The organism is Streptomyces abyssomicinicus (genome assembly GCF_008974245.1).
Lineage (GTDB): Bacteria > Actinomycetota > Actinomycetes > Streptomycetales > Streptomycetaceae > Streptomyces > Streptomyces abyssomicinicus.
Genome location: NZ_BBZI01000016.1, coordinates 16,154 through 41,585 on the forward strand (window position 1 = coordinate 16,154; position 25,432 = coordinate 41,585).

Consider the following 25,432-nt stretch of genomic DNA (forward strand, 5'->3'; position numbering starts at 1 on the left):
GCAGGGACCGCCGGGACCGCGGTCACGGCGGGGGCCGCCGGGGCCGCAGGACTGTCGGGGCCGTCGGGGGAGGTCAGGGGGCGGCGATCGAGGCGATGACGCCGATGATCACCATGATGAGCAGGAACGAGCCGAGGACGAGCAGCAGCTTCTTCTGGCCGTTCTGGGGGTTCGGGTCGAGCACCATGGTCACAGTCTCGCACTCCCCCGGCGCCGCGCCGGAACCGGGTGGTCAGCGCAGGGCGGCCGTCGCGGGCTCCTGGCGCGGGGCCAGTTCGTCCTCGACCGTCCGGTTCTTCCCGGCCAGCACGCCGAAGACCATCTGCGGGATCATCAGCGCGGCCATCAGGGTCAGCGGCAGGGCCCAGCCGCCGCTGTGCTGGTAGAGGACGCCGACCAGCACCGGGCCGGGGATGGAGATCAGGTAGCCGGTGCTCTGCGCGAACGCCGAGAGGCGGCCGACGCCCTCGCCGGTGCGGGCGCGCATGCCGACCATGGTGAGGGCGAGCGGGAAGGCGCAGTTGGCGAGGCCCAGCAGCACCGCCCAGAGCCAGGCCCCGGCGGCCGGGGCGAGGATCAGGCCCGCGTACCCGGCGAGCCCGCTGACCCCGAGGGCGATGACGATCGGGCCCTGGTGGGGCAGCCGGGCGGCCATCCGCGGGATGACGAAGGAGAGCGGGACGCCCATCACCATGCTCACGGCGAGCAGCACGCCGGCCGTACCGGCGGAGACCCCGGCGTCGCGGAAGATCTGGGCGAGCCAGCCCATGGTGACGTAGGCGCAGGTGCTCTGGAGGCCGAAGAAGACGGCGAGGGCCCACGCGGTGCGGCTGCGGGTGATGCTCCGCATCGGCGGCCTGGCCGACACCCCGGCCGACCCACCGGCCGGTGCCGGCGCCGGGGCCGGCGTGTGGGCCGCGGCCCGGGCACGACCGCGGGACCGGGGCGCGGTGCCGAGGCCCCGCTCGCGGCCGCGGGTGCCGTCGCCGGGGCGGTCGCGGTCGCGCAGCAGCGGGAGCCAGACGAGGGCGGCGGCCAGCGCGAGGAGGGACCACGCGGTCAGGCCCAGGCGCCAGTCACCGCCCAGGGCGCCGGTCAGCGGGACGGTGAAGGCGGCGGCCGAGGAGGTGCCCATGGCCAGCGCCATCGAGTAGAGGCCGGTCATCGGGCCGACCCGGTCGGGGAACCGCTCCTTGACGATGACCGGCATGAGGATGTTGCTGACGGCGATGCCCATCAGGGCCAGCGCGGTGGCCGCGAGCAGCCCGGCGGTGACACCCGTCCAGGGGCGTATCAGCAGGCCCAGGGCGATGGCGGCCATGCCGGCGCAGACCACCGCGGCCGCGCCGAAGCGGCGGGCCAGACGGGGCGCGGCGACGCCGAAGACGGCGAAGCAGAGCGAGGGCACCGAGGTCAGCAGCCCGGCGACGGCGCCGCTCATGCCGAAGCCCTCGCGGACCTCTTCGAGCAGGGCGCCGAGGCTGGTGACGGCGGGGCGCAGGTTGAGCGCGGCCAGGACCACGGCGGCCACCAGCAGCCGGGTGCGCCAGGCGTGCGGCACGACGGGGGCGGCGTCCACGCCCAGGCCCGCCTCACCACGGCCGTTGCCGCCGTGGCGGGTGCTCGGCCGCGTGGCCGGGTTCTCGGTCGCCTCGTATGAGGCACTGCGCCCATCAGACATGGAACCATCATAGAATCATGGGATGATTGGCTGTCCACCCCCACCGGCCCCCGGCCGGCCCGCCTCGTGCAAAGGTTTGCCATGCCTTTGACCCATCCCCGTCGCTCGGCACTGTCCGAACAGGTGATCGCGGCCCTGCGGACGCAGATCACCTCCGGCGAGTGGCCGGTCGGCTCACGGATCCCCACGGAGCCGGAGCTGGTGGAGCAGCTGGGTGTGGCCCGCAACACCGTCCGCGAGGCGGTGCGGGCGCTCGCCCACAACGGGCTGCTGGACATCCGGCAGGGCTCCGGCACGTATGTCGTCGCCACCAGCGAGCTGGCCGGGGTGATGCACCGCCGGTTCGCCGACGCCGATCCCCGGCACGTCGCGGAGCTGCGCTCCTCGCTGGAGGCGAGCGCGGCGTCGCTGGCCGCCGAGCGGCGCACCGAGCGGGAGCTGCGGCAGCTCGAGGCGCTGCTGCGCCGGCGGGACGAGGCGTGGGAGTCGGGGGACGTGGAGGCGTTCGTGACGGCCGACACGGGGTTCCACATGGCGGTGGTGGCCGCCTCCCACAACGACGTGATGTCGGCGCTCTACGCGGACCTCGGCGAGGTGCTGCGGGACTGGCTGCGGGGGGACGTGGGGGCGGTGCTCCACCCTGACTCCTACATGGACCACGCCCCGCTGGTGGAGGCGATCCGGCGCGGTGACGCGGCGACCGCGGCGCGGGAGGCGGCGGACTATCCGCTGTCCTGCCGGCCGGGGCGTGCGGGCTGAACCCGGCCCGGTCCCCGGGGCCGCGGTGGGCGAGGCGCACGGAGCCGGGTGAGCGACGCGCACGGCCGACGTGTCCGGCTGCGGGAGCGGGCGGTCCGGTCCTAACGTCGGGGTATGGCGCTTTCCGAGGAAGAACGCGAGGCGTTCCTGTCCGAACCGCTGACGGCGACGCTCGGGGTTGCGGCGGGCCCGGAGCGCGGGCCGCTGCTGGTGCCCCTCTGGTACGGCTACGAGCCGGGGGGCCTGCCGTGGATCCTGACCGGGCGCGACTCCCGGAAGGCCGCGCTGATCGCGGAGGCGGGACGCTTCTCGCTGCTGGTGCAGCGGCTGACGCCGACGGTGCGGTACGTGTCGGTGGAGGGGCCGGTCACGGAGACGGTGGCCGCGACGGCGGAGCACGTGCGGGAGATGGCCGGGCGGTACCTGTCGGGGGCGGCGCTGGAGCGGTACGTGGCGTCGCCCGTGGCCCTGGCGGAGTCCGTGGTGGTGCGGATGCGGCCCGAGCGGTGGACCTCGTCGGACCTCGGGGCCTGGTAGCGGGCGTTCACCCCGGCCGGTGACTCACCCAGGCCGAGCCGACCTCCTTCCAGCAGCGGCCGGTGAGCTCCACGCCGCGGGCGGGGGCGGCGTCGGCGGGGGCGCCGTCGCTGTCCACGTCCCACCAGCGGGCGCACTCGATGTGCAGGCGGACCCGGTCGGTGCGGGAGTGGGGGTTGTGGCAGTGGGCGGTGACCTCCGAGCCGGTGACCTTCACGGCGCAGTCGGCGCCCGACGCGGCCGGTGCGGGGCCCGGGGGTGCGGGCGCGAGGGTCGCCGCGGCGGCGGTCAGGGCCGCGAGGGCGGCGGGGCGGAAGCGGGGGGTCATCGCGCCTCCCGGGGGTGAGGACGCCCTCAGGTTGCCCCCGCGCGGGGCTCGGCCGCCTGTGGTGCTCCGCCGAACGGGTGACGCGACCCCGGCCGGGGCGAGTTGCCCGCCCGGGGTGCGCCGGGAGTCCCGCGCGCCGTCGGACGCGCTGCCGTCGTCCGGGGCCGGCACCGCGCGAGCCGCCGCCTGTGCGGGTGGCGTCCCGTGGACGGCTGGGGCCCCTCGAGGCAGGCCGCCGCGTGCGCACGCGGCGGCCTGCGCCCACCCGTGCCGCCCCGGCGGCACGACTGCCCGCAGGACGAACCCGGCCCTCCCCACCACCCTGCGCCCGTGGGCGTGGGGACGGGCGGAAACGCCGCCGCCCCGGGCCGGGTGGGCGCGGGGCGACGGATGGGTCAGGAAGGGGCGGGCAGGCGTTACGCGCCGATCGCGTGCAGGCCGCCGTCGACGTGGATGATCTCGCCCGTCGTCTTCGGGAACCAGTCGCTCAGCAGGGCGACGACACCGCGCGCGGCCGGCTCCGGGTCCGCCAGGTTCCACTCCAGCGGGGCCCGCGAGTCCCACACCGAGGCCAGGTCGGCGAATCCGGGGATGGACTTGGCCGCCATGGACCCGATCGGCCCCGCCGAGATCAGGTTGGACCGCACGTTCTGCTTGCCCAGGTCACGCGCCAGGTACCGGCTGGTGGCCTCCAGGGCCGCCTTCGCCGGGCCCATCCAGTCGTACTGGGGCCACGCGTACTGCGCGTCGAAGGTGAGGCCCACCACCGAACCGCCGTTCTGCATCAGCGGCAGGCAGGCCATGGCCAGCGACTTCAGCGAGAACGCCGAGACGTGCATCGCCGTGGCCACCGACTCGAACGGCGTGTTCAGGAAGTTGCCGCCCAGCGCGTCCTGCGGCGCGAAGCCGATGGAGTGGACGACGCCGTCCAGCGTGCCGAGCTCCTCGGCGACCACGTCGGCGAGCCGCCCGAGGTGCTCGTCGTTGGTGACGTCCAGCTCGACGACCTTCGTCGGCCTGGGCAGCTTCTTGGCGATCCGCTCGGTGAGCGTGGGCCGGGGGAAGGCGGTGAGGATGATCTCCGCGCCCTGCTCCTGGGCCAGCTTCGCCGTGTGGAAGGCGATGGAGGACTCCAGCAGCACGCCGGTGATCAGGATCCGCTTGCCCTCGAGAATTCCGCTCATGTCGATCAGTGACCCATGCCCAATCCGCCGTCAACGGGGATGACGGCTCCAGTGATGTACGACGCCTCGTCCGAGGAGAGGAAGCGCACCACGCCGGCGATCTCCTCGACCGCCGCGTACCTGCCCAGCGGGATCTTGGACAGGAGGTCGTCGCGCGTCTCCTCGGGGAGGTCGCGCGTCATGTCGGTGTCCACGAAGCCGGGGGCGACGACGTTGAAGGTGATGCTGCGCGAGCCCAGCTCACGGGCGAGGGAGCGCGCGAAGCCGACCAGCGCGGCCTTGGAGGCCGAGTAGTTGGCCTGGCCCGCCTGGCCGGCGAGGCCCACGACGGAGGAGATCAGGACGACCCGGCCCTTGCGGGCGCGCAGCATGCCCTTGTTGGCCCGCTTGACCACACGGAAGGTGCCGGTCAGGTTGGTGTCGATGACGGAGGTGAAGTCCTCCTCCGACATGCGCATCAGGAGCTGGTCCTTGGTGATGCCGGCGTTGGCCACCAGCACCTCGACCGGCCCGTGCCGCTCCTCGACCTCCTTGTAGGCCTGCTCCACCTGCTCGGAGTCGGTGATGTCGCAGCGGACGGCGAGGCAGCCGAGGTCGGTGAGCTCGGCCGGCGGTTCGCCGGAGCGGTAGGTGTACGCGACCTTGTCGCCGGCCTGGGCGAACGCGCGGGCGATGGCGAGGCCGATGCCCCTGTTGCCTCCGGTGACGAGAACCGAGCGGCTCATCCGTCCCCCTTCGTGCTGTGTACGAGTTTCCCCGCCGGGCCGCGTTCCCGCGCCGACCGGCGGCTTCCCCGAAAACCTATCGGTCCGCCCGCCGTCGGGGGCCTTCGGGCACGAACAGCAGCGCACCCCCGCCGACTGTGGGATCCCTACAGTCGGCCTCCCCCGTGCCGGGCACGTGCGCGCCCCGAACGTGCGGAGGACCGGGCGGAGGGCGGCGGACGGTTGTGGCAGCCCACCAGCGGCCCGCCACTGGCCCGCCGACGGTCCGACACCGGTCCACCACCGGTCCGCCACCCGTCCGTCACCCGTCCGCCACCCGACGTTTCCGGAGCGGGCCGTGACGCCGGCCCCCGCGGCCCGCTCGGCGCCCCCGCGCGGCGGTCGGCCGGTTCCCCCTCGCGTCGGCCGCGGCCGTCAACTCGCGCGCACGGCACGGTCCCCCCGTGGTTCACTGCCCTGTTGTCAGCGCAGTGACCGCCTGAAGGGATGCCACCTCGTGCCCCATGAAATCGACCCGTCCTTCCTGGCACTGCCGTTGAGGGCCCTGGCCGACGCCGCGCTGGCGCGGGCCAGGGCGCTGGGTGCGGATCACGCCGACTTCCGGTTCGAGCGGGTGCGCAGCGCGGCCTGGCGGCTGCGGGACGCGCGGCCGGCCGGGTCCTCGGACACCACCGACCTGGGGTACGCAGTGCGCGTGGTGCACGGCGGCGCGTGGGGCTTCGCCTCCGGGGTGGACCTCACCATGGACGCCGCGGCCAAGGTGGCCTCGCAGGCCGTGGCGATGGCCAGGCTGACCGCCAAGGTGATCGCGGCCGCCGGGTCGGACGAGAGGGTGGAGCTGGCGGACGAGCCGGTGCACGCCGATCGGACCTGGGTGTCGGCGTACGGGATCGACCCGTTCGAGGTGCCGGACGAGGAGAAGTCGGGTCTGCTGGCCGAGTGGAGCGCCCGGCTGCTCGCCGCCGACGGCGTCGACCATGTGGACGCCTCGCTGCTGACCGTCCACGAGAACAAGTTCTACGCGGACACCGCCGGCACCGTCACCACCCAGCAGCGGGTCCGGCTGCACCCCCAGTTCAACGCCGTCTCGGTCGACGGGTCGACCGGCGAGTTCGACTCGATGCGCACCCTGGCGCCGCCCGCCGGACGTGGCTGGGAGTACCTGACCGGCACCGGCTGGGACTGGGCGGCGGAACTCGCCGAGATCCCGGAGCTGCTGCGCGAGAAGATGCGCGCCCCGAGCGTGAAGGCGGGCGTGCACGACCTGGTCGTCGACCCGTCGAACCTCTGGCTGACCATCCACGAGTCGATCGGCCACGCCACCGAGCTGGACCGCGCGCTCGGCTACGAGGCGGCCTACGCGGGCACCTCGTTCGCCACCTTCGACCAGCTCGGCACGCTGAGGTACGGCTCCGAGAAGATGAACGTCACCGGGGACCGCACCGCCGAGCACGGGCTGGCGACCGTCGGCTACGACGACGAGGGCGTGGCCGGGCAGTCCTGGGACCTGGTCAAGGACGGCGTGCTGGTCGGCTACCAGCTGGACCGGAGGATGGCGAGGCTGACCGGCTTCGAGCGGTCCAACGGCTGCGCCTTCGCCGACTCCCCCGCCCATGTGCCGGTCCAGCGGATGGCCAACGTGTCGTTGCTGCCGGACCCGGCGGGGATGTCCACCGAGGATTTGATCGGCGGCGTCGACAACGGCATCTACGTGGTGGGCGACCGGTCGTGGTCCATCGACATGCAGCGCTACAACTTCCAGTTCACCGGGCAGCGCGCCTACCGGATCAGGGGCGGGCGGCTCGACGGCCAGGTCCGGGACTTCGCCTACCAGGGCGTCACCCCGCAGTTCTGGGGGTCCATGGAGGCGGTCGGCGGCCCTCAGACCTATGTGCTGGGCGGCGCGTTCAACTGCGGCAAGGCCCAGCCGGGGCAGATCGCTGCCGTCTCGCACGGCTGCCCGTCAGCACTTTTCCGGGGCGTCAACATCTTGAACACCACGCAGGAGGCCGGTCGATGAGCCCGCGTACCCACAAGCCGCACGAGATCGTCGAGCGCGCCCTGGAGCTGTCCCGGGCCGACGCATGCGTCGTGATCGCGGACGAGACGTCGAGCGCCAACCTCCGCTGGGCGGGGAACGCCCTCACCACCAACGGCGTCACCCGGGGCCGGCACCTGACCGTGATCGCCACGGTCGACGGCAAGGAGGGCACGGCCGCCGGCGTGGTGAGCCGGGGCGCCGTGACCGCCGACGACCTGGAGCCGCTGGTGCGGGCCGCCGAGGCCGCCGCGCGCGGTGCGGCGCCCGCGGAGGACGCCACCGCGCTGGTCGGCGGCGAGCCGCACTCCCCCGGTTTCACCGAGGCGCCCGCGGAGACCTCCTCCGCGGTGTTCGACGCCTTCGCCCCGGCACTCGGCGAGGCGTTCGCGCGCGCCCGGGACGGCGGGCGGGAACTGTACGGCTTCGCCCACCACGAGATGGTGACCAGCTACCTGGGCTCCTCCACCGGCCTGCGGCTGCGCCACGACCAGCCCAACGGCACCCTGGAGGTCAACGCCAAGTCTCCCGACCGCCTCCGCTCCGCCTGGGCGGGCCGCTCGACGCGGGACTTCACCGACGTGGACCCGGCCGCCCTCGACGCCGAGCTGGCGCGGCGGCTGGGATGGGCCGAGCGGCAGGTCGACCTGCCCGCCGGGCGGTACGAGACGCTGCTGCCGCCCTCCGCGGTGGCGGACCTGATGGTCTACCAGCTGTGGTCGTCCTCGGCCCGGGACGCCGCCGAGGGGCGGACGGTGTTCAGCAAGCCCGGGGGCGGCACCCGTGTCGGGGAGAAGCTGACGGCGCTGCCGCTGACCCTGCGCAGCGATCCCGGTGAGCCCGGGCTCGAGTGCGCGCCGTTCGTGCTGGCGCACTCGTCGGGGGACGACGCCTCGGTCTTCGACAACGGGCTGCCGGTGTCGGCCACGGAGTGGATCTCCAGCGGCGAGCTGCGCCACCTGACCTCCACGCGGCACAGCGCCGCGCTGACCGGCCTGCCGGTGACGCCGTCGATCGGGAACCTGGTCCTGGAGGGCGGGGACGACCGGTCGCTGGAGGAGATGGTCGCCGCCACGGAGCGGGGGCTGCTGCTGACCTGCCTCTGGTACATCCGGGAGGTCGATCCGGCGACGCTGCTGCTTACCGGGCTCACCCGGGACGGGGTCTACCTGGTGGAGAACGGGGAGGTCACCGGGGCGGTGAACAACTTCCGGTTCAACGAGTCGCCGGTGGACGTGCTGGGGCGCGCGGTCGAGGCCGGGCGGACGGAGCGGACCCTGCCGCGGGAGTGGAGCGACTGGTTCACGCGGGCGGCGATGCCCGCGCTGCGGGTGCCGGACTTCAACATGAGTTCGGTGAGCCAGGGCGTCTGAGCAGGCCGGGCCGCGGGGGAGCGGGGCCGCGCAGCGCCGTGAGGGGCTGCGTCCCCCGCGCCATAAGGGGCTGCGTCCCCCGCGGCCCGGGGCGTATAACCTCGTAGAGGCTGCCGGGACGGCGGTCGAAGATCGTTTCGAGGAGACACGAGAACCGTGACGGACATCGTCGACGAGTTGAAGTGGCGCGGGCTGTTCGCCCAGTCCACCGACGAGGACGCCCTCCGCAAGGCGCTGGCGAACGGTCCTGTCACGTTCTATTGCGGCTTCGACCCGACCGCGCCGTCACTGCACGTCGGCCACCTGGTGCAGGTGCTCACCATGCGCCGGCTCCAGCGGGCGGGCCACCGCCCGCTCGCCCTGGTGGGCGGCGCGACGGGGCAGATCGGCGACCCCCGGCCGACCGCCGAGCGCACGCTGAACGCGCCGGAGACGGTCGCCGCCTGGGTGGGCCGGCTGCGCGCGCAGATCGAGCCGTTCCTCTCCTTCGAGGGCGACAACGCGGCCACCATGGTCAACAACCTGGACTGGACCGCCGGCCTGTCGGCGATCGAGTTCCTGCGGGACGTCGGCAAGCACTTCCGCGTCAACAAGATGCTGACCAAGGACTCGGTGGCCCGCCGCCTGGAGTCGCAGGAGGGCATCAGCTACACGGAGTTCAGCTACCAGCTGCTCCAGGGCATGGACTTCCTGGAGCTGTACCGCCGCCACGGCTGCGTCCTCCAGCAGGGCGGCAGCGACCAGTGGGGCAACCTCACGGCGGGCATGGACCTGATCCACCGCCTGGAGCCCGAGGCCCACGTCCACTGCGTGGCCACGCCGCTGATGGTGAAGGCCGACGGCACCAAGTTCGGCAAGACCGAGGGCGGTGCCGTCTGGCTGGACCCGGAGATGACCACGCCGTACGCGTTCTACCAGTTCTGGCTGAACACGGACGACCGCGACATCGTCCGGTACCAGCGCATCCTCTCCTTCCGCTCCCGCGAGGAGCTGGAGGAGCTGGAGCGGCAGACCGAGGAGCGCCCGCAGGCGCGCGCCGCCCAGCGCGCGCTGGCCGAGGAGCTGACCACCCTGGTGCACGGCGCGGACCAGACCGCCGCCGTGATCAACGCCTCCCGGGCGCTGTTCGGCCAGGGCGAGCTGGCGGAGCTGGACGACCGGACGCTGGCCGCGGCGCTCTCCGAGGTCCCGCACGTCCGGGTCGCCGAGCTCGGCCCGGTGGTGGACCTGTTCGCCGAGGTCGGCCTGGTGGCCAGCAAGTCGGCGGCCCGCCGCACCGTGAAGGAGGGCGGCGCCTACGTGAACAACGTCAAGGTGACCGCCGAGGACGCCGTGCCGGCCCGTGAGGACCTGCTGCACGGCCGCTGGCTGGTGCTGCGCCGCGGCAAGAAGAACCTGGCGGCGGTCGAGGTCACCGGGGCGTGACGCGCACCGGACCCTGACGACGTCCTGACGGCGGCGGGCCGGGGGAGACACCGTCTCCCCCGGCCCGCCGCCGTCGTCGGTGGTGGTCGGCTCGGATCGGCTCAGGTCAGGTCAGGTCAGGTCGGGGGTGGGATCGGGTCAGGCGATGGTTCGTGTCGAGGTCCCCCGCCTCTTGGACATGATGGCGTTCCAGGCGGCGGCCCCGAGGGCCACCAGGGCGATCGCAGCGACCAGCTGCAGCGCGTGCCGGCCCCAGTCGATGCCTGGCGTCGCGTCGATGCCGATGCCGCGTGCGATCGCGTTGCCCGCGATCGCGCCGCCGATGCCGAGCAGCGTCGTCAGCCACAACGGGATGTTCTGCTTGCCCGGCAGGATCGCCTTGGCCAGCAGGCCGAGCACGAATCCGACAATGATCGCCCACAACCAGCCCATGGCTGCCTCCTCGTACGGATCGACGTGAGCAGTACGCCCAGTGTCCGCCCGCACCCCGCACGGCGCATGTCGGACAAGTCCGTACGCGGGACGGCGCAACCGGTACGCCCTCCCGGTGGCCCCCCGGCCTCCTCGCCGGGCGGGGCCGGGCGTACCGTTGTACGTGCCGGTTCGGACCGATGCTGGTGGATGGTGGAATGTGATGCGGAAGCTACGGCGGAACGGCTCGACGGGCCAGGTCTTCCGGATCACCGGCGCCCGGCAGAGCCTCGCGGACGACGTGGGCGGACGGCAGCGGCGCTATGTGATCTCCATGCTGGTCCGCACCCTCTCGGTGATCCTGGCGGCCTCGCTGTGGAACGTGCAGCGTCCGGTGGCCGTGGTGGCGCTGGTGCTGGGCGCCCTGCTCCCCTACGTGGCGGTGGTGATCGCCAACGCCGGACGGGAGAACGCTCCCTCGCTCCCGTCGACCTTCCTGTCCACCCCGGCCCGGCCGATGATCGCGCCGCCGCGCGCGGACGGGGTCGCGGAGCCGTGGGAGCGGCCCGTGGGGGAACCGGTGGAGGAACCCGTGGAAGGACGCGTGGAGGAACGCGTGGAGGAACCCGCGGCGAAGGTGCGGCCGGGGTCCGGCGACCGGGGGTGACCGGCCGGCGGAGGCGGGGCTTCCACCTGCCGGTACTGCCGAACCCGTCCCCTCGGACCGGCCTCGCGTGACATACTTTCCAAGCGCTCCGCATCCCCCGTTCGGAGCGAAGGACCGACGCCGGGCAGCTCCCCCCGTGGCTGCCCGGCGTCTTCCATGACCGTTCGTTCTTCCCTGCGAGAGACCGTGAGCGACGAGACCGCCGTCTGTTCGGCCAAGGGCTGCCGTGAACCCGCGCTGTGGGTGCTGGCCTGGAACAATCCCAAGGTGCACACCCCCGAGCGCCGCAAGACCTGGGTGGCCTGCGAGGAGCACCGGGAGCACCTGTCGCAGTTCCTGGGGGTCCGCGGGTTCCTGAAGGACGTCGTGGCGCTCCCGGAGTGGACCGGGAGCTAGCCCGCCCCGCTAGCCGCCGATCGCCGACATCGGGCGGGCCGGCTGGAGGAACGTGGGGTCGTCCAGGCCGGAGCCGGCCTTCTTGCCCCACATCGCGGTCCGCCAGATCCGGGCGATCTCCTCGTCCGGCGCCCCGGAGCGCAGCGCGCCGCGCAGGTCGGTCTCCTCGGTGGCGAACAGGCAGGTGCGCACCTGGCCGTCGGCGGTGAGCCGGGTGCGGTCGCAGGCCGCGCAGAACGGCCGGGTGACGGAGGCGATGACGCCGACCCGGTGCGGGCCGCCGTCGACCAGCCAGCGCTCGGCGGGGGCGGAACCGCGGGCCGTGTCGCCCTCGGGGGTGAGCGCGAAGCGGGTGCGCAGCGAAGTGAGGATGTCCCCGGCGGTGACCATGCCGTCGCGCTTCCAGCCGTGCTGGGCGTCCAGCGGCATCTGCTCGATGAACCGGAGCTCGTAGTCGTTCTCCACTGCCCAGGCCAGCAGGTCGGGTGCCTCGTCCTCGTTGAAGCCGGGCATCAGGACGGCGTTGACCTTGACCGGGGTGAGTCCGGCGTCGCGGGCGGCGGCGAGCCCTGCGAGGACGTCGTGGTGCCGGTCGCGGCGGGTGAGGGCCTTGAAGACCTCGGGGCGCAGGGTGTCCAGGGAGACGTTCACCCGGTCGAGCCCGGCCTCCTTGAGGGCGGGGGCGATCCGGCCGAGGCCGATGCCGTTGGTGGTGAGGGACATCTCGGGACGGGGGTCCAGCTCGGCGACGCGCTGCACGATGCCGGTCAGGCCGGGGCGCAGCAGCGGTTCGCCGCCGGTGAAGCGGACCTCGTCGACGCCGAGCGTGGTGACGGCGACGCGGATCAGACGGACGATCTCGTCGTCGGTGAGCAGGTCCGGCTTGGCCAGCCACTGGAGGCCTTCCTCGGGCATGCAGTAGGTGCAGCGCAGGTTGCACCGGTCGGTCAGCGAGACCCGCAGATCGGTGGCCACCCGGCCGTAGGTGTCGACGAGCTTCACCAGGGCCCCTCCCTCGCAGTCGAGTACCGCGGCCGGAATGCCGCGGTCGGGCACCGCGGTCCGCTGCCGCGGTCGAGTGCCCGCAGCCTTGAGCGTACGTGACGGCCGCGGCCGCGCCGCCCCGGACTTCCCCGGGGTCGGCGCGGCCGCGGCGTGCCGTCGGGCGGCGGTCAGTGCGCTCCGGTGCCGGTGAGCGAACGGACCTCCAGCTCCGCGTACTTGCCCTTGTCGGGCTCCTCCTTGGAGAGGATGGTGCCCAGCCAGCCGAGAAGGAAGCCGACCGGGATCGAGATGATGCCGGGGTTGGACAGCGGGAACCAGTGGAAGTCGACGTCCGGGAACATCGCGGTGGGTGCGCCGGAGACGACCGGCGAGAACAGCACCAGGCCGACGGCGGCGATCAGTCCGCCGTAGATGGACCACAGCGCGCCCTGGGTGGTGAACCGCTTCCAGAAGAGGCTGTAGAGGATCGTCGGCAGGTTGGCGGAGGCGGCGACCGCGAACGCCAGGGCGACGAGACCGGCGACGTTGAGGTCGCGGGCGAGGGCGCCGAGGCCGATCGACACGATGCCGATGAACACGGTCGACCAGCGGGCCGCCTTCATCTCCTGCTTCTCGGTGGCCTGGCCCCGCTTGATGACGTTCGCGTAGATGTCGTGGGCGAACGAGGAGGACGAGGCCAGGGTGAGGCCGGCGACCACGGCGAGGATGGTGGCGAAGGCGACCGCGGAGATCGAGGCCAGCAGGATCGCGCCCCAGGTGGAGTCGACGCCGCCCAGGTGCAGGGCGAGCAGCGGCGCGGCGGTGTTGCCGGCCGGGTTGGAGTCGGTGATCTCCTTGGGGCTCATCAGCGCGGCGGCGCCGAAGCCGAGGGCCAGGGTCATCAGGTAGAAGGCGCCGATGAGGCCGATGGCCCAGAGGACCGACTTGCGGGCCGCCTGGGCGGTGGGAACCGTGTAGAAGCGGATCAGGATGTGCGGCAGGCCGGCGGTGCCGAGGACCAGGGCGATGCCGAGGGAGATGAAGTCGATCTTGCTCATCTCGCTGATGCCGTACTTCAGGCCGGGCTCGAGGAAGGCGTCGCCCTTGCCGCTGTTGGCGGCGGCGGTGCCGAGCAGGTCGGAGATGTTGAAGTTGAACTTCAGCAGCACCAGGAAGGTCAGCAGCGCCGCGCCGAACATCAGCAGCACGGCCTTGACCATCTGGACCCAGGTGGTGCCCTTCATGCCGCCGATGGACACGTACATGATCATCAGCACGCCGACCAGGGCGACGATGAGGATCTTGCCGGCCTCGCTGGTGATGCCGAGGAGCAGGGAGACCAGGATGCCGGCGCCGGCCATCTGGGCGAGCAGGTAGAAGATCGAGACGACGATGGTGGAGACGCCGGCCGCGGTGCGGACCGGGCGCTGGCGCATCCGGTAGGCGAGCACGTCGCCCATGGTGTAGCGGCCGGAGTTGCGCAGCGGCTCGGCGACCAGCAGCAGGGCGATGAGCCAGGCCACCAGGAAGCCGATGGAGTAGAGGAAGCCGTCGTAACCGGAGAGCGCGATCGCGCCGGCGATGCCCAGGAAGGACGCGGCGGACATGTAGTCGCCGGAGATGGCGAGGCCGTTCTGGAATCCGGAGAACTGGCGGCCGCCGGCGTAGAAGTCGGCGGCGTCCTTGGTCTGGCGGCCGGCCCAGACGGTGATGCCCAGGGTCGCCAGGACGAAGGCGGTGAAGAGGCTGATGATCAGTGTGCGGTGCTCACTGGCCTCGTTGGCCGCGAGGATCACGTAGTCGGTGCTCACGCGCCGCCCTCCATCCGGGTCTTGATGGCTTCCGCCTTCGGGTCGAGCTTGGCCGCGGCGGTGCGGGCGTACCACCAGGCGATGAGGAAGGTGCTGACGAACTGCAGGACACCGAGGACGAGGGCGACGTTGATGTTGCCGACGACCTTGGCGCCCATGAAGCCGCCCGCGTAGCTGGAGAGCAGGACGTACAGCAGGTACCAGGTTATGAAGGCGATGGTCAGCGGGAAGGCGAACGAGCGGTAGGAGCGGCGTAGTTCGCCGAATTCCTCGCTCTCTTGCACCTGGGCGTACTCCTCGGTGGACGGCACCCGCGTGTGCGGTGTCTCGAGGGGCGGTGAGTCTGCCACGGAGTCTCCTCGTACAACGGAATCGGTCGGTACGGACATAGGAAAATCAGCCTGCTTGTGATGTGGATCACTCGACAAGGTCGAGATGCTAGGGCCCCGGAACGTGATCCGACAGGGGGTCGCGGCTCTTCGCCCCTTGTCCGCCTTCACGGAGCGGAAGCGGGACCGGTTCAACCGATTACCGATGTTCGGTAATCGTTGCGGTAGGTCATTGCTGGCCAGCGACTTCGGGAGATAGCTTCCTCCCTGAACCATCCGTCATGTACCTGTCTGTGGCACAACTCTGCCCGGGCGGGCTTCGATTCAGGATGATGTGGAGACCCCATGGCTCATCTGAGCTCAAGACGCCGGCTGGCCCTCGCGGTGCCGGTCGCGTTGTCGCTGACGGCGTCACTCGGCTTCCTGCCGGCCACCGCCGTGGCGGCCCCGACGTCCGACGTCACCGCCGCGGCCACCACGGCCGGCGAGACGATGTCCTACGTCGTCAACACCCGGACGGACCGTGGCACGGTCGCCTCGGTCAAGAAGGCGATAGCCAAGGCCGGTGGCTCGATCGTCACGTCGTACGACAAGATCGGCGTGATCGTCGTCCACTCGGCCGACCCGTCCTTCGGCGCGAAGATCCGCACCGTGCGCGGCGTGCAGAGCGCCGGCGCCACCCGGACCGTGCCGTTCGTCCCGGCCGCCACCACCGACGTGGGCGCCGTGGACCGCCTGAGCGCGGCCGAGGCCTCCGAGATCGCCGAGGCGTCCGCCGAGGCGGGCCTGAGCGAGCCGCTCGAGGCCGACCAGTGGGACCTGCCGGCGATCGGCGCCGACAAGGCCGCCGCGATCAACCCCGGCAGCAAGAAGGTCACCGTCGCCGTGATCGACACCGGCGTCGACGACACCCACCCGGACCTGGCGCCGTCCTTCTCGGCCTCGCAGTCCGCCGACTGCTCCACCGGCGTGGCCGACACCACCCCCGGCGCCTGGCGCCCGGTCGACGACGACCACTACCACGGCACTCACGTCGCCGGCTCGATCGCCGCCGCCCGCAACGGCGTCGGCATCGCCGGCGTCGCGCCCGGCGTGAAGGTCTCGGGCATCACCGTCGCCCAGCCGGACGAGAACCAGCTGTTCTTCACGGAGGCCATCGTCTGTGCCTTCGTCTTCGCCGCCGACAGCGGCGTCGAGGTCACGAACAACAGCTATTACATCGACCCGTGGGAGTACAACTGCCCCGACGACCCGGACCAGAAGGCCCTTCTGGACGCGGTCACCCGGGCCAAGAAGTACGCCGAGTCCAAGGGCACCCTGCACGTCGCCTCGGCCGGCAACTCCTACAACGACCTCGACGGGGACGCCATCCTCGACGAGGGCAGCCCGGACGACGGCACCCCGGTCACGCGGACCATCGACCCGCACGTGTGCCTCGACATGCCGGCCCAGCTGGACGGCGTGGTGACCGTCTCCGCCACCGGCTACTTCAACGGCAAGTCGTACTACTCGAACTACGGCAAGGGCGTCATCGACGTCGCCGCGCCGGGTGGCGACGCGCGCCAGATCCCGACGGGCACCCCGTCGCAGAACGGCCGCATCCTCTCCACCATGCCGAGCGGCGGCTACGCCTGGCTCCAGGGCACCTCGATGGCCGCCCCGCACGTCGCCGGCGTGGCCGCCCTCATCAAGTCGACGCACCCGCACGCCACTCCGGGCGCGCTGGCGGCGATGCTGAAGGCGCAGGCGACCAAGTTCGACTGCCCCGAGACGTACGACTACAACAACGACGGCGTCGAGGACGCGATCTGCGTCGGCGGCCCGCGCCAGAACGGCTTCTACGGCGCCGGCATCGTCGACGCCCTGAAGGCCGTCACCAAGTAGCACCCCGTCGCACGCACCACCGCGGCACCGGCGTCCGCCCGGCCCTTGGGCCGGGCGGACGTCGTTCCGTCTCCCACCCGGGAGCACCCGCCGTGAGGCCGTCCCCCGGAGGGCGCCCTACGGAGAGCATCCCCGAACGGCACCCAGGAGGGCGTCCTCCGGAAGGCGCCCGCCCGACCTGCCCCTCCCGCGCGGGACGGAACGCGGTCCGCCACTTGCCGTGGCTCACTTGCCCGGATTCATCCCCTCCGGTGAAGATCGTCCCGTGACCGTGACGACGCCGACATCCGATCCCTCGGCAGCGGGTGACGGACCGGCACCCCGCGGAGCATCCGTCGGCCGGGCCGTCGCGCTGCTCGTCCTGGTGGCGGCCGGGGCGCTGGTCCCCCTCCTGGGGCCGTCCGCCGCGCTGCACGGCAGCGGTGAGGCCGCCGCGCCCGGCACGCCCGGGATCGGCCTGCTGCGGGCCGTGCTGTTCGCGGCGTTGTGCGTACCGCTGGGCGAGCTGTTCGTCGGCCGGGCGGCCCGGCGGCTGCGGCCCGGGGGCGCACGGCCGCCGGGCTGGTCGGCGGCGGCCGCGGGGGCCGGTTTCCTGGCCGCCCTGGGGCTCGCGCTGGTCGTCGCCGCCGGCAACCGGGTGCCGCGCGGCTGGGGCGACCTGGACCTCGGCGGGCTCCAGTCGCACCGGGAGGGGCTGCTGGCCCTGACGGAGGTCAACGCCTTCCTGGTCGCCGGGCTGCTGGCCCTCTCCCGCCGCCCCGCCGCCCAGGTGTGGCCGCTGGGCGCGGTGGTGGTGGCGGAGGCGCTGCGGGCCCACCCCGCCTGGGACTACCACGACCCGCGGACCGGCGCCGCGCTCACCGCCGTCCACGTCGCCTGCGGCGCGCTGTGGGCCGGGGGGCTGCTCCACGCGCTGCGCGTCCTGCGGCTCTGGCGCGCCGAGGCGCCCGCGGAGGCGGCCGCGCTGCTCGGCCGGTACGCCCGGGCCGCCGCGCTGCTGATGGCGGCGGTCACCGCCACCGGCGTGTGCAGCGCGCTGCGCCGGATGCCGCCGGGGACGGTGCTGGAACAGCTGGTGACCACCGCCTACGGGCGGACGCTGCTGGCCAAGGTGGTGCTGGTGGCCGCCGTGGCCGCGCTCGCGCTGTGGGCCAGGCTGCGGCTGCGCCGGGCCGCCGACCCGCTGTCCGCCTGCGTCCCGGCCCGGGCCGAGGTGGCCCTGCTCGGGCTGGTGGTGGCCGCCTCGGGCCTGCTCACGGCGTTGCCGGTGCCGATCCGCTGGCAGTGACGGCGGCCGCCCGCGGCGCCCCGGGCCGGATGTGGCCGAGCAGGCCCACGGCGAGCAGCGCCTGGGCGGCGAGGTAGGTCGTCATCACCCACAGGCCGTGCACCGGCAGCGGGCCCCAGCCCGCCATCTCGGCCGCGATCAACGAGTCGGACAGCAGGAAGAGCGCCCCGCCCGCCGCCGCGACGCGGCCCGCCCGCCCGGCCGACCAGGCCATCGCGGTGAGCAGGCAGCTGTACCCGGCCACCGGGACGCGCAGGTCTGCCGGGAGCCCCGGGAGCAGCAGCGCCATCAGCGCCGCCAGCCCCGCCGCGTACACCACGGCCGAGCCGACGCTCTCCGCGCGGCTCCGGTCCGTGCCGTGGCGGCGGAAGAGCGCCAGGTAGACCAGGTGGCCGACGGCGAAGGAGCCCATGCCGAACAGGAAGCCGTTCCCGCCGAAGGACAGCAGGACGTCGCCGCCCCAGCCGAAGGCCAGTGCCACCAGCAGGAGCCTCGGCGCACCGGCCAGTGCGGCGGTCGCCGCCAGCAGCGGCATCAGCAGCGCCTTCGACGCCGTCTCCACCACGCTGTGACCGGTGGACACCGTGACCAGGTTGACGGCCGAGGCGAGGAGGAAGGCCGCCGGGAGGGCCTTGCGCAGCCAGGGCGCACGGCCTTCCGTCACGATCGCGGTGCTCACGCGGACTCCTTCACGGGGTTGCTGGGGGTGGCGGGGGCGGCCGGAGCGGCAAGGGTGGCCGGTGCGGCGGAGGTGGCGACCGCGGCGACCGCGGCGGGGCCGGGGCCGGGGCCGGGGCCGGCCCCGGCTGCCGAAGGGGCCGGTGCGGCGGGAGCGGCGGGTTCCGCGGAGGCGGCGGGCGCGGCCGGGCCCGGGGCGGCCGGCTGCCAGCCCGGGCCGCGGAAGACGCGCCCCGCCCGTTCGCCCCAGCTCCGTGCCGCCCTCAGGTCCTTGGCGATGGCGACGTACTCGTGTGTGGCGACCCTCAGCGGGTTGTAGGTCTCGATGTTCTTCGTCAGTCCGTACACCGGCCGCTCGGTCTCCGGCGCGAAGCTGCCGAACATCCGGTCCCAGACGATCAGGATGCCGCCGAAGTTGCGGTCCAGGTAGCCGCCCTGCGAGGCGTGGTGGACCCGGTGGTGCGAGGGGGTGTTGAAGAGGAACTCGACCGGCCGGGGCAGCTTGCCGATCCGTTCGGTGTGGATCCAGAACTGGTAGACCAGGCTGACCGAGTTGAGGAAGGCCAGCGCCGCCGGATGCACGCCGAGCGCGATCAGCGGCAGGTAGAACGGCCAGCCGGTGAGCGAGGTCCACGGCTGCCGCAGCGCGGTGGTCAGGTTGAACTTCCGGCTCGAGTGGTGCACCACGTGGCAGGCCCACAGCAGGCGGATCACGTGGTGGCCGCGGTGCGACCAGTAGTAGAGGAAGTCCTGGGCGAGCAGCATCAGCAGGACCGTCCACCACAGCACGGGCACCCGCAGCGGGGTCAGTTCGTGGACGACCGTGTAGAGCGCCACGATCGGGATCTTCCACAGGAAGTCCCAGAAGAGGCTGCCCAGGCCCATGCCGATGCTGGTGGCGGCGTCCTTGGCCGCGTACCCCTCCGCGTCCTCGTCCGGGTGGACGCGATAGCTCACCACCTCGATCAGGGTGAGCAGCAGGAAGGCCGGTATCGACCAGAGCACCACATCGGGCAGGTTCGGCATACCTGCACGGTAGGGGCGGTGCGGGAGCGGGACCAGACGTCGGCATCGACAACTATTACCGCCGGTAGGGCGGCTTTTCCTGTGGATCTCCGCCAACGGCCGCCGCGCCCGGCCGGCCCGTCGAGGCCGCCGCCGCCCTGGTCAGACCCCGGCCGCGCCCAGCAGGTTCCCGGCGGCGTAGGTGACCGTCATCGCCAGCGCTCCGCCGCCGACGTTGCGCACCATGGCCCGGCGGGGGTCGGCGGCGCCGAGGCGGGCGCTGCTCCAGCCGGTGCACACCAGGGCGACGAGCACCGAGACCACGGTGACCGGAAGCCGCGAGCCGGCCGGTGGCAGCACGATGGCGAGGAGCGGGAGCAGCGCGCCGACCGTGAAGGCGGCGAAGCTGGCGCCCGCCGCGTGCCAGGGGTTGGTCAGGTCGTCGGGGTCGATGCCCAGTTCCACCGCCGCGTGGGCGCGCACCGGGTCGCGTGCGGTGAGCTGGCGGGCGGCGTCGCCGGCGGTCTCCCGGCGCAGCCCGCGCTCCTCCAGCAGGCCGGTGAGCTTCCCGAGCCCGGCCTGCGGACGTTCGCGGAGCCGGCGCCGCACCACGGCGAGGGCGGCGCGCTCGGAGTCGCGCTGGGTGGAGACCGAGACGTACTCCCCCGCCGCCATGGACATCGACCCGGCGAGCAACCCGGCCAGCCCCGCGGTCAGCAGGGCGTCGCGGCTCTCGGTGGCGCCCGCGACACCGACCACCAGTCCGGCGGTCGAGACGATGCCGTCGTTGGCGCCGAGCACGGCGGCGCGCAGCCAGTTGAGCCGGACGCCGAGACCGCGGGGACCGCGCCCCTTTTCCTCCCCTTCGAGAGCTTCACGGCTTTTCCGCTCTTGACGGCTTTCGCCGGGATCCTGTCGTTCCGTCACATCGGGAGGATGGCACCGGACATGCGTCCGGTGGGGTACCGACGCTCCCCGGACGACGGAGGTGTCGGCCCTGGCGCTTATCCTCGTTGACCATGCTCGAAGACCGCACGCCCGAAGCGTCCACCGCTCCCTGGCCGGCCGCGTATCCACAGGGGTACGCGGTCGTCGACGTGGAGACCACCGGACTGGCCCGGGACGACCGCATCATCTCCGCGGCCGTCTACCGGCTGGACGCCCGCGGCGAGGTGGAGGACCACTGGTACACCCTGGTCGATCCGGAGCGCGATCCGGGCCCGGTGTGGATCCACGGGCTGACCAGCGACGCGCTGGCGGGCGCTCCGCTCTTCGCCGACATCGCCGAGGAGTTCGCGGACCGTCTCGCGGACCGGGTGCTGGTCGCGCACAACGCCGTCTTCGACTGGCAGATGATCGCCCGCGAGTACGCCCGGGCCGGCCGCGAGGCCCCGGTGCGGCAGCGGCTGTGCACCATCGCGCTGGCCAAGGCGCTGGCGCTGCCGCTGCCCAACCACAAGCTGGAGTCGCTGGCGGCGCACTTCGGCGTGGTCCAGCGGCGTGCCCACCACGCGCTGGACGACGCCCGGGTGCTGGCCGAGGCGTTCCGTCCCAGTCTGCGGGCGGCGGCGGCCTCGGCGCTGCGGCTGCCGCTGCTGGAGTGCCTGCCGCTCACCGAGTGGTCCGACGGTCCGGCGGCGCGGATCGGGCGGCAGCCCGGCGGGCGCGGCGGCTACGGCTCCGGGGCCGGGGGCTACCGCCCGACGGCGTGGAACCGTGCGAAGAAGCGCCCGCCGTGCCCCTTCCCGAACCCCGGCCGCTACGTGCCGGGCGAGCGACTGAGGCAGGGCATGCGGGTGGCGTTCTCGGGCGACACCTCGGTGGAGCGCGAGCTGCTGGAGGACCGGGCCACCGAGGCCGGGCTGCACGTGGCGGGCAGCATCTCCCGGCTGACCAGCCTGCTGGTGACCAACGACCCCGGTTCGGGCACCTCCAAGACCGTCAAGGCCCGCCAGTTCGGCACCCCGGTGGTGGACGAGGCGGCCTTCGGCCAGCTGCTGGGGGACGTCGAACCGGCGGACGGGTGAACCCACCGCGGCGCGCGGTCCGGCTGCCGGGACGTGCGGCCGGGACGGCTCACGCTGTGGCCCATGGCACGTTGTGAGGTCTGCGGAAACGACTACGGCATGACGTTCGAGGTGCACGCACAGGGCGCCGTCCACGTCTTCGACTGCTTCGCCTGTGCGATCCACCGGATGGCCCCGATCTGCGAGCACTGCCGGGTGCAGGTCATCGGCCAGGGCGTGGAGGCCGACGGCAAGTGGTACTGCGGCGCCCACTGCGCCAGGGCGGACGGCAAGGCGGGCATCGTCGACCGGGTGTGACCCGGTCCGGGGCGGCCGGGGCCGACGGAGGACCGGGACGCGGCGATTGTTACCGTCGTCGTGTGTACCGCTTCCTGCTGACCCGGCAATGGGTGATCGTCACCCTGGTCGCCCTGGCGCTCGTTCCCACCATGATCGAGCTGGGCTTCTGGCAGTGGCACCGTCACTGGGACCGGGTGGCCTCCAACCAGCGCATCGAGGACGCGCTGGACACCGCTCCGGTGCCGGTGGGCTCGCTGACCCGGCCCGGCGCGCGGATCGACCGCGACCTGTACTACCGGCACGTGAGCGCGCGCGGCGTCTTCGAGACCGACCGCGAGGTGGTGGTACGCCGCCGCACCAACGCCGACGACCGCGTCGGCTACCACGTGCTGACTCCGCTGCGCCTGGAGGACGGGCGGTACCTGCTGGTCAACCGCGGCTGGGTGCCGGCCGACGGCAGGCAGACGGAGTTCCCGGAGATCCCCGCGCCGCCGGCCGGCGAGGTGACGGTGACCGGGCGGCTGATGGCCGACCAGACCACCGCGGAGAGCGGCATCAAGGATCTCTCCGACCTGCCCGACCGGCAGGTGATGCTGATCAGCAGCGAGGGCGAGGCGGAGCGGCTGGGCGCCGAGGTCCTCGGCGGGTACGTCGAGCTGGTCTCCCCCGCACCGGCGGACGGCAGCCCCGAGCTGGTCCCCGGCCCCGACCACGACAGCATCGGCAACCACATGGCGTACGCGGTCCAGTGGTGGCTGTTCACCGCCGGGGTGCCGGTCGGCTGGGTGGTGCTGGTCCGCCGCGAGCTGCGAGAGCGGCGCGAGAAGACCGGCCAGGACGCCGGCGAGGCGTCCGGGAAGGGCGGGAGCGAGGACGGCGGCGAGGACGCCACGGAGGAGAGCGCGACCCCGGCCACCGCCTGACCGCGCCGCCGGGTGCAGGATGGGGGGCATGGATCTTGGATTGAAGGACCGTGTCTACGTCGTCACCGGCGCCTCCCGCGGACTGGGCAACGCCACCGCGCGTGAACTGGTGGCCGACGGCGCGAAGGTGGTCGTCTCCGGCCGGGACGACGCCTCGGTGGCCGCCGCCGCCGAGGAGCTGGGCCCGAACGCGGTGGGCGTCGCCGCCGACAACGGCGACCCCGGTACCCCCGAACGGCTGATCGCGGCGGCGCGCGAGCACTTCGGCCGGTTCGACGGCGTGCTGATCAGTGTGGGCGGGCCGCCGGCCGGGCTGGCCGCCGACAACACCGACGAGCAGTGGCTCGGCGCGTTCGAGACGGTGTTCCTCGGGGCCGTGCGGATGGCCAGGGCGGCCGCCGCGGAGCTGGGCGCGGGCGGTGTGATCGGCCTGGTGCTCTCCGCCTCGGTCCACGAGCCGATCGGCGGGCTGACCATCTCCAACGGGCTGCGGCCGGGGCTGGCCGGTTTCGCCAAGTCGCTCGCCGACGAGCTGGGGCCGCGCGGGATCCGGGTGGTCGGCGTGCTGCCGTCGCGGATCGACACGGACCGGGTGCGGGAGCTGGACGCGCTCTCCGCCGACCCGGCCGCCACCCGGGCGGCCAACGAGTCGCACATCCCGCTGGGCCGGTACGGGGCCCCGGCGGAGTTCGGCCGGGTGGCCGCGTTCCTGCTGTCGCCCGCCGCCTCCTACCTGACGGGGATCATGGTCCCGGTCGACGGCGGAGTGCGGCGCGGCTTCTGACCCGCGGCGGGCCGGGGCTACGCGGCGGCGGGGCTACGTGGCAGGGGCGGGGTCCGCGGCGCGCATCCCCGCCCCTCCCGTCCCCTCTCAGGTCACCCGCTCCGGGCGGTGCCCGGTGGCCCGCATGCGGATCTCCGAGGGGAGCGAGGTCAGGCCCACCGAGGCCCGGGCGTGGGCCAGCGTCTCCGAGGTGAGGGTGTCCAGCGTGCGCCCGGGATCCGCGTCCGGTTCCAGCCGCACCCGCACCCGGACCCGGGGGGCCCGGCGCCGCCCGGTGAGCCGTACCCGCACGCGCTCCACGCCCTCCAGCCGCGCGGCCTCCATCGCGAGCGAACTCTCCAGCGCGCGGGCCCGCAGCGCCGCGCCCTCGTCGTCGCCGGTCTCGACCCGCACCACCGCCAGCCGGTGCCGCTGCACCGACCGGGTCAGCCACCACAGGGTCAGCACCACCAGCAGAGCGAGCACCGTGAAGACGACGGGCCACCACCAGCCCTGGTCCCGCCACTTGGTGCGCTCGGCGGCGGTCAGCAGGACGTCGTGCCGGTCCCGGTGGATCCACCAGCCGGGCGAGGGGGCGCCCAGCCCGATCGCCAGCACCGATCCGCCGGTCACGATCAGCAGCAGGCCGATCAGTCCCAGCAGCACCCGGTTGACCGTCCGCAGCACCGTGTTCACCCCTTCCTCCGCTCGGGACGCCGCACCCGGACGGTGAGGGACGGCGGCCGCGACAGGCCCAGGCCGCTCACCGCCTCCTCCAGCCGGTGCCGGACGTCCGCGTCGACCTCGTCGATCTCCCTGAAGTGCGCCGCCACGCGCACGTCGGCCTTCCGGCGGCGCATCCTCACCCGGACCGACCGCACCCCGGGAACCTCCAGCGCCCGGTCCCGCAGCACCATGGCGGCGGCCTTGCGGTCCAGTCCGGCGCGCACGTCCGGGGTGGCGCGCCTCATGGGCAGGATGCCCCGCACCCCGGGCGTGAGGGCGAGGACCAGCAGCCAGAGCCCGAGGGCCGCGGCCACCCCGGCCCCGACCAGCACCCACACGTCGTCCAGCGGCCGCTCCGCCAGCTCCTGGGCCAGCGTTCGGCGCACGTGCAGCGCGGGGCGGCCGGCGCGGACGGCGGCCAGGTCGGACAGGAGCAGGACGGACGCGGCCAGCAGCAGCAGCGCCACCACGGCGGAGGGCCTGCGGCGGGTGGACCAGAACCGTCCGGTGGCGCCGGGCTCGACCACGGTGGCCCCGGTGTCCGGCGCCGGGGGCTGCGGGGCGGGGCGCTCTTCGGCCGTCGTGTCGCTCATCGCAGTTCTCCCCGGACGGAGTGCAGGCGTTCCACGTGCACCACGACCTCCAGGACCTTCAGCCCGGCCAGCTCGGCCACCCGCTCGCTGACGCGGCGGCGCACGGCCCGGCACTGGGCGCCGATGTCGGAGGGGTAGGCGAGTTCGAGGTTGATGTTCACCCGGGCGGTGCCGGCGTCCTGGTGGAGGGTCACGTTGGCGTACGGCGGCACCGCGTCGGCGGGGAGGCTGTGCAGCGCCTCGCGGGCGCTCTGGGCGGCGATCCGGGCCACCACGCGGTCGGCGAGCCGGGTCTCGCCCCGCTCCGCGGCGGGCACGGATGCCGGGCCGCCGCCCGGAGCGGCGTCCGGGCGGCGGTGGTCCGTGGTCGTGGCGGGCACCGTCACCCCCGCCGGCTGCCGCGGGAGCGGAACAGGTCGCCGGCGTCCAGGTCTCCCTCCAGGTACCTGCCGACCAGGAAGCCGACGGCGCCCAGCGCCGCCACCAGCAGGAAGGCCCCGAAGCCGCCGAAGTATCCGGCGAAGCCCAGTGCCATTCCGGCGATCATGCCGATCACGGCCATGTTCATCGTGCGCTCCTCATCGTGCGCCTGTCGGTCCCGCTCTTCTCGTCGGAGGA

At 73.4% G+C, this 25,432-nt stretch carries 29 protein-coding genes; 13 read left to right on the forward strand and 16 right to left on the reverse strand.

Annotated features, from left to right (window positions below):
- Positions 1-73 precede the first annotated feature (73 nt).
- Positions 74-184, reverse strand: a complete 111-nt coding sequence (locus GBN72_RS35950; RefSeq protein ID WP_281372112.1) for an SGM_5486 family transporter-associated protein — start codon at positions 182-184, stop codon at positions 74-76.
- Positions 185-232: 48 nt separating this feature from the next.
- Positions 233-1,681 (reverse strand): CynX/NimT family MFS transporter, encoded by a 1,449-nt coding sequence (locus GBN72_RS32595; RefSeq protein ID WP_151775598.1) that lies wholly within the window; start codon positions 1,679-1,681, stop codon positions 233-235.
- 81 nt (positions 1,682-1,762) lie between these two features.
- Here GBN72_RS32595 and GBN72_RS32600 point away from each other — a divergent pair, with 81 nt between their 5' ends.
- Both GBN72_RS32600 and GBN72_RS32605 read left to right on the forward strand, forming a co-directional pair.
- On the forward strand, positions 1,763-2,440 hold the full coding sequence (locus GBN72_RS32600; RefSeq protein WP_151775599.1) for a FadR/GntR family transcriptional regulator: 678 nt from the start codon (positions 1,763-1,765) through the stop codon (positions 2,438-2,440).
- A gap of 114 nt (positions 2,441-2,554) precedes the next feature.
- On the forward strand, positions 2,555-2,977 hold the full coding sequence (locus GBN72_RS32605) for a pyridoxamine 5'-phosphate oxidase family protein (protein WP_151775600.1): 423 nt from the start codon (positions 2,555-2,557) through the stop codon (positions 2,975-2,977).
- 7 nt (positions 2,978-2,984) lie between these two features.
- Here the strand turns inward: GBN72_RS32605 and GBN72_RS32610 are convergent, their stop codons facing one another.
- From GBN72_RS32610 to fabG, 3 genes are all read right to left on the reverse strand, one after another.
- Positions 2,985-3,305, reverse strand: a complete 321-nt coding sequence (locus GBN72_RS32610; protein WP_151775601.1) for a hypothetical protein — start codon at positions 3,303-3,305, stop codon at positions 2,985-2,987.
- A 416-nt stretch (positions 3,306-3,721) separates the two neighbouring features.
- Complete coding sequence (gene fabI, locus GBN72_RS32615) at positions 3,722-4,489, reverse strand: enoyl-ACP reductase FabI (RefSeq protein WP_151775602.1); 768 nt, start codon at positions 4,487-4,489, stop codon at positions 3,722-3,724.
- A 5-nt stretch (positions 4,490-4,494) separates the two neighbouring features.
- Positions 4,495-5,214 carry a 3-oxoacyl-[acyl-carrier-protein] reductase gene (gene fabG, locus GBN72_RS32620; protein WP_151775603.1) on the reverse strand — a complete coding sequence of 240 codons (720 nt, stop codon included), beginning with the start codon at positions 5,212-5,214 and terminating at the stop codon, positions 4,495-4,497.
- A gap of 496 nt (positions 5,215-5,710) precedes the next feature.
- Between fabG and GBN72_RS32625 the strand changes: the two genes are divergently transcribed.
- The 3 genes from GBN72_RS32625 (at position 5,711) to tyrS (ending at position 10,050) form a co-directional block, all read left to right on the forward strand.
- Complete coding sequence (locus GBN72_RS32625; protein ID WP_151775604.1) at positions 5,711-7,234, forward strand: TldD/PmbA family protein; 1,524 nt, start codon at positions 5,711-5,713, stop codon at positions 7,232-7,234.
- Entirely contained in the window at positions 7,231-8,625 is a 1,395-nt protein-coding gene (locus tag GBN72_RS32630) for a metallopeptidase TldD-related protein (protein WP_151775605.1), read from the forward strand. The genes GBN72_RS32625 and GBN72_RS32630 overlap by 4 nt, the downstream gene beginning before the upstream one ends.
- A 156-nt stretch (positions 8,626-8,781) precedes the next feature.
- The gene (gene tyrS / locus GBN72_RS32635) at positions 8,782-10,050 is read left to right on the forward strand and encodes a tyrosine--tRNA ligase (protein WP_151775606.1); all 1,269 of its coding nucleotides are present in this window, start codon (positions 8,782-8,784) and stop codon (positions 10,048-10,050) included.
- A gap of 138 nt (positions 10,051-10,188) precedes the next feature.
- Here tyrS and GBN72_RS32640 read toward each other — a convergent pair whose 3' ends face one another.
- A complete protein-coding gene (locus GBN72_RS32640) occupies positions 10,189-10,482 on the reverse strand; it encodes a GlsB/YeaQ/YmgE family stress response membrane protein (RefSeq protein WP_151775607.1) in 294 nt (97 codons plus the stop codon).
- A 202-nt stretch (positions 10,483-10,684) separates the two neighbouring features.
- Here GBN72_RS32640 and GBN72_RS32645 point away from each other — a divergent pair, with 202 nt between their 5' ends.
- A complete protein-coding gene (locus GBN72_RS32645) occupies positions 10,685-11,128 on the forward strand; it encodes a DUF3099 domain-containing protein (RefSeq protein ID WP_151775608.1) in 444 nt (147 codons plus the stop codon).
- Between the two features lie 186 nt (positions 11,129-11,314).
- Positions 11,315-11,524, forward strand: coding sequence for a hypothetical protein (locus GBN72_RS32650; RefSeq protein WP_151775609.1), 210 nt, complete (start codon positions 11,315-11,317; stop codon positions 11,522-11,524).
- Between the two features lie 9 nt (positions 11,525-11,533).
- Here GBN72_RS32650 and moaA read toward each other — a convergent pair whose 3' ends face one another.
- From moaA to GBN72_RS32665, 3 genes are all read right to left on the reverse strand, one after another.
- Positions 11,534-12,526 (reverse strand): GTP 3',8-cyclase MoaA, encoded by a 993-nt coding sequence (gene moaA / locus GBN72_RS32655; RefSeq protein ID WP_151775610.1) that lies wholly within the window; start codon positions 12,524-12,526, stop codon positions 11,534-11,536.
- Between the two features lie 170 nt (positions 12,527-12,696).
- Positions 12,697-14,319, reverse strand: a complete 1,623-nt coding sequence (locus GBN72_RS32660; RefSeq protein ID WP_151775611.1) for a monocarboxylic acid transporter — start codon at positions 14,317-14,319, stop codon at positions 12,697-12,699.
- Positions 14,316-14,708, reverse strand: a complete 393-nt coding sequence (locus tag GBN72_RS32665; protein ID WP_151775612.1) for a DUF485 domain-containing protein — start codon at positions 14,706-14,708, stop codon at positions 14,316-14,318. Before GBN72_RS32665 ends, GBN72_RS32660 begins: the two co-directional genes overlap by 4 nt.
- Positions 14,709-14,993: 285 nt before the next feature.
- Here GBN72_RS32665 and GBN72_RS32670 point away from each other — a divergent pair, with 285 nt between their 5' ends.
- Both GBN72_RS32670 and GBN72_RS32675 read left to right on the forward strand, forming a co-directional pair.
- Entirely contained in the window at positions 14,994-16,532 is a 1,539-nt protein-coding gene (locus tag GBN72_RS32670) for a S8 family peptidase (protein WP_151775613.1), read from the forward strand.
- Positions 16,533-16,797: 265 nt separating this feature from the next.
- Positions 16,798-17,820, forward strand: a complete 1,023-nt coding sequence (locus tag GBN72_RS32675; protein ID WP_151775614.1) for a CopD family protein — start codon at positions 16,798-16,800, stop codon at positions 17,818-17,820.
- Here GBN72_RS32675 and GBN72_RS32680 read toward each other — a convergent pair.
- The 3 genes from GBN72_RS32680 to GBN72_RS32690 form a co-directional block, all read right to left on the reverse strand.
- Positions 17,786-18,499 (reverse strand): lysoplasmalogenase, encoded by a 714-nt coding sequence (locus GBN72_RS32680; protein WP_246213043.1) that lies wholly within the window; start codon positions 18,497-18,499, stop codon positions 17,786-17,788. The genes GBN72_RS32675 and GBN72_RS32680 overlap by 35 nt on opposite strands.
- The gene (locus GBN72_RS32685; protein ID WP_151775615.1) at positions 18,496-19,524 is read right to left on the reverse strand and encodes a sterol desaturase family protein; all 1,029 of its coding nucleotides are present in this window, start codon (positions 19,522-19,524) and stop codon (positions 18,496-18,498) included. The genes GBN72_RS32680 and GBN72_RS32685 overlap by 4 nt, the downstream gene beginning before the upstream one ends.
- Positions 19,525-19,665: 141 nt before the next feature.
- A complete protein-coding gene (locus GBN72_RS32690) occupies positions 19,666-20,316 on the reverse strand; it encodes a VIT1/CCC1 transporter family protein (protein WP_246213048.1) in 651 nt (216 codons plus the stop codon).
- Between the two features lie 206 nt (positions 20,317-20,522).
- Here GBN72_RS32690 and GBN72_RS32695 point away from each other — a divergent pair, with 206 nt between their 5' ends.
- The 4 genes from GBN72_RS32695 (at position 20,523) to GBN72_RS32710 (ending at position 23,516) form a co-directional block, all read left to right on the forward strand.
- Positions 20,523-21,530 (forward strand): DEDDh family exonuclease, encoded by a 1,008-nt coding sequence (locus GBN72_RS32695; RefSeq protein WP_151775617.1) that lies wholly within the window; start codon positions 20,523-20,525, stop codon positions 21,528-21,530.
- Between the two features lie 63 nt (positions 21,531-21,593).
- The gene (locus GBN72_RS32700; protein WP_151775618.1) at positions 21,594-21,827 is read left to right on the forward strand and encodes a metallothionein; all 234 of its coding nucleotides are present in this window, start codon (positions 21,594-21,596) and stop codon (positions 21,825-21,827) included.
- A 62-nt stretch (positions 21,828-21,889) separates the two neighbouring features.
- Positions 21,890-22,732: an SURF1 family cytochrome oxidase biogenesis protein gene (locus tag GBN72_RS32705; RefSeq protein ID WP_151775619.1), complete on the forward strand. Its 843-nt coding sequence runs from the start codon at positions 21,890-21,892 to the stop codon at positions 22,730-22,732.
- 28 nt (positions 22,733-22,760) lie between these two features.
- The gene (locus GBN72_RS32710) at positions 22,761-23,516 is read left to right on the forward strand and encodes an SDR family oxidoreductase (RefSeq protein ID WP_151775620.1); all 756 of its coding nucleotides are present in this window, start codon (positions 22,761-22,763) and stop codon (positions 23,514-23,516) included.
- Positions 23,517-23,603: 87 nt separating this feature from the next.
- On the opposite strand, the gene amaP is transcribed toward GBN72_RS32710, so the two are convergent.
- The 4 genes from amaP to GBN72_RS32730 are packed head-to-tail and all read right to left on the reverse strand — an operon-like array spanning position 23,604 to position 25,382.
- Entirely contained in the window at positions 23,604-24,191 is a 588-nt protein-coding gene (gene amaP / locus GBN72_RS32715) for an alkaline shock response membrane anchor protein AmaP (RefSeq protein ID WP_151775621.1), read from the reverse strand.
- Positions 24,188-24,814, reverse strand: coding sequence for a DUF6286 domain-containing protein (locus GBN72_RS32720; protein WP_174887245.1), 627 nt, complete (start codon positions 24,812-24,814; stop codon positions 24,188-24,190). Before GBN72_RS32720 ends, amaP begins: the two co-directional genes overlap by 4 nt.
- Positions 24,811-25,194 carry an Asp23/Gls24 family envelope stress response protein gene (locus tag GBN72_RS32725; protein WP_439959845.1) on the reverse strand — a complete coding sequence of 128 codons (384 nt, stop codon included), beginning with the start codon at positions 25,192-25,194 and terminating at the stop codon, positions 24,811-24,813. Before GBN72_RS32725 ends, GBN72_RS32720 begins: the two co-directional genes overlap by 4 nt.
- 2 nt (positions 25,195-25,196) lie before the next feature.
- The gene (locus GBN72_RS32730; protein WP_151775622.1) at positions 25,197-25,382 is read right to left on the reverse strand and encodes a hypothetical protein; all 186 of its coding nucleotides are present in this window, start codon (positions 25,380-25,382) and stop codon (positions 25,197-25,199) included.
- Positions 25,383-25,432 lie beyond the last annotated feature (50 nt).